The organism is Candidatus Desulfatibia sp. (genome assembly GCF_036446775.1).
GTDB lineage: Bacteria > Desulfobacterota > Desulfobacteria > Desulfobacterales > UBA11574 > Desulfatibia_A.
On sequence record NZ_JAZFTO010000062.1, the window covers coordinates 1 to 3,231 of the forward strand.

General features: G+C 49.2%; 4 protein-coding genes. 3 read left to right on the plus strand and 1 reads right to left on the minus strand.

Translation table 11 applies throughout. The features are described 5' to 3' along the window. Positions 1 to 318: 318 nt before the first annotated feature. The 3 genes from V3S16_RS02830 to V3S16_RS02840 are packed head-to-tail and all read left to right on the plus strand — an operon-like array spanning position 319 to position 2,934. A complete protein-coding gene (locus tag V3S16_RS02830; RefSeq protein WP_413883161.1) occupies positions 319 to 1,659 on the plus strand; it encodes a M48 family metalloprotease in 1,341 nt (446 codons plus the stop codon). A gap of 43 nt (positions 1,660 to 1,702) precedes the next feature. Beyond that, positions 1,703 to 2,440, plus strand: a complete 738-nt coding sequence (locus tag V3S16_RS02835) for a J domain-containing protein (protein WP_413883162.1) — start codon at positions 1,703 to 1,705, stop codon at positions 2,438 to 2,440. Between the two features lie 14 nt (positions 2,441 to 2,454). Further along, positions 2,455 to 2,934: a hypothetical protein gene (locus tag V3S16_RS02840; RefSeq protein WP_413883163.1), complete on the plus strand. Its 480-nt coding sequence runs from the start codon at positions 2,455 to 2,457 to the stop codon at positions 2,932 to 2,934. A gap of 66 nt (positions 2,935 to 3,000) precedes the next feature. Here V3S16_RS02840 and V3S16_RS02845 read toward each other — a convergent pair. Next, the coding region (locus V3S16_RS02845; protein WP_413883164.1) for a hypothetical protein at positions 3,001 to 3,231 on the minus strand (231 nt) is incomplete at its 5' end.

The window sequence follows — 3,231 nt, forward strand, 5'->3', positions numbered from 1 at the left end:
TCGTAAATTCAGACCTCATCATTCACCAGATAAAAATGACCGTAGGCCGTTATATACTGCGGGATTTCACAAAAATTGAACATCCGGTCGGTCTGGGTTAGGAGGTTCAGCCTGCGACGAGCTCAGCCGAGTCGGGTTCAGCGTTCAGGCCTCCGGCTCGTAGAGGCACGATCCTACGCCTCGGAGAGGTTAATCGCTTCGCGCTTTTTTTCTATGCTATTGATTCCATAGGGGTAATTAAATGAGGGGTTAACCTCTGAACCTTTGAACATTGAACCTTTGAACCCAACTATAGTCGGTATCTTTACAGGAAAACACATGCCAAGCATTTCATCGCAAAAGACTCAAAAACATGGTATCAGCCGCCGGGAATTCTTGTGGCTAACATCAATGTCGGCCGCCGGTATGCTGGCCGGCTGCGCCGCCGACCCGATTACCGGAAGAAAACAATTGATGCTGGTATCGGAAGAGACTGAAATTCGGATCGATAAAAAGCAGTCGCCCCACCAATTTTCTTCCGACTACGGAACGTTGCAGGATAAGACTTTGAATAATTATATCGATGCAACCGGTAAACGGATCGCCGCGCTGACCCACCGGCCTCATATGCCGTATTCATTCCGGGGGGTAAATGCGACCTACGTGAATGCCTACGCCTTTCCCGGAGGCAGCATCGCCGCAACGCGGGGGATTCTGCTGGCCCTTGACAACGAGGCCGAACTGGCCGCATTGCTGGGCCATGAACTCGGTCATGTCAACGCACGCCATACGGCCGAACAAATGTCCAAAGGTGTCCTTACAAACGCCCTTGTCGGCGGAATCTCGGCCGTTGCGGGAACCCGGAGCGCGGCGTTAGGCAAGCTGGCCTCTCGTCTGGGAATGGTCGGAGCCGGCGCTCTGCTGGCTGCATACAGCCGGGACAACGAACGTGAAGCCGATGCACTGGGTCTGGAGTATATGACTAGTACCGGTTATAATGCCCAAGGATTTGTGGGGCTGATGGACATACTGAGGAGCCTGTCCAAACGTAAACCCAGCGCCATTGAGTTAATGTTCGCAACGCACCCCATGAGTGATGAACGTTACCAAACTGCCGTCAACGCCGTGCAGACTCAATCCCGGACCACAAAAAAACTTCCTTGGCACCGTGATCGCTATATGGACCATACCGCCGGACTGCGCGCGATAAAAGGGGCCATTGATGCCCTGCAAAAAGGCGAAAGTGCCATGGCCAAGGGAAAATACAACGACGCCCAAAAACATTTTAAAAAAGCTTTAAAACAGGTTCCCGACGATTATGCCGGGCTCCTGATGATGTCCAAGTGCCTGCTGGCCCAGAAAAAAGATGCTGAAGCCAAACGCTTCGCCGAAAAAGCCAAAGCAATCTATCCCCGGGAAGCCCAGGCCCGTCATCTTTTAGGATTTGCGAATCTGCGCACAAAGAATTTCGATGCTGCCTATCAGGAATTCGCCGATTACGACAAACTGCTGCCCGGCAACCCCAACACAACCTTCTTTAAAGGATTTTCCTTAGAGGGTATGCAGCGTATCGAGCCGGCCGCCAATGAATACTATCAATATCTTCAAGCTGTTAATCGGGGTAAACAGGCCCAGCATGCTTACAAGCGCCTGGTGGAGTGGGGATACATTAAGCCGTAGCAAAATAATACCTCAATGGAGGTAAAAGCACTGTTTTAGAATTATGAAAAATCGGATCCCTAAAAATATTACGGCCGGCAGAGGCCCAAAACAAAAAAAATGCCTGTCTTGCGGAACTATTGAAAACATGTGCAGGCGCAGGTATTGTTCCATAGATTGCCGGCAAAAACTACTCTACACGCTGGGGATAAGAACAGGTTTGCTAAAGGCGTTGAATACGCGCTATGCCACCTTTTATTTTACTGAAAAAATTATCATCATGGACATCCTCCCCTACCTGTCAAGGGAGATATTAAGCTTTATTTATCCGCGTTCCAACGACAATAAGCCAGCCGAAGATTACTGCCGCATGTCTGATTTGTTAGGGAATGAATGGTGGGCTGAAAAAAAACGAACGCATAAACATTACCTCGCAAATCGGCACATATATAATCAGGCTGTACGCAACGGCTATCCGGAAGGTTTTATTATACCGCTTGAAACCAAGGTTCCCGCCGTAAAAGGTGCAGCATTAACGCACCTGAAGTTAGGCAAGTCGGACTTGGACTCCCCGGAGCTTGAAAAGAAAATAAAAAGTGCTTACCGGCTTCAAGTTAAAAAGCATCACCCCGATATAGGCGGAGATACAGCTACCTTCAGAAAAGTACACCAGGCATACAAGGATCTGATCGGCTGGGCGGAAAGCCCTACTTTTCTAAGACGCCGGGGGTTTCCGGACAAATGGTTTTATGACGGCGATACGGACGGATGGATACAGCCGAAACCTTACTTGAAAAAATAAAACCCGGGGTAACCATGATTCAAATAAACCGCCGGTTAACACCCGGTCAGTATAAAATAGCCGATATATTCCCCGAAATTAGAGCAAAACCGATCCTTGCGGAAATTTTTCGAAGCAAACAGGAAATCGAGGATGTCATTGCCAACACAAATGTTATCATAATCAGCCGACGTCACGAAATGTCCGTCGATAACCAGGACGGGTCCATAACCATCGGCCTCAGCCATCTACAACAATCCGACCCCGAAATACTGTACCTTGACATCATTCATGAACTTGTACATGTCAGACAGCAGCGGGATGGCCTCGACCTGTATGACAAGACCAAAGCCTATGTCGATCGGCCTACGGAAATAGATGCTTTTGCGCTTGCAGTAAAAGAAGCCCGAAGAATCGGTTTTGCGGAGGCTCAAATCCTGAATTACTTGCAGGTGGAATGGATTACACCCCAAGAGCACCGGCGGCTCGCAAAAAGATTAAACGTTGTAACTTAAGTAAAATTGGAAATAAAACAGGGGGCCGAAGCCCCCTGTATATAATTTCACTGGAACTCTGTGTTGTTATTCCCCGTATTGCTCCTTGATCAGGCGTTCAACCTCCTCTTCCGTCGGCATGGAGTCACGGTAGCCGGCCAAGTATTGGTTGCGGAGCCACCTGAAAATGGATACCGTCTCGTTGACTTGAATAAACTCCGGAACCTCACCCTCTTCCTGGGATATCAGGTGCTGTTTAAACTGGCCCAGCATGCTGGCCGCATCGTAGAAAGTGGCCGGATCTCGTTTGACGCCCTT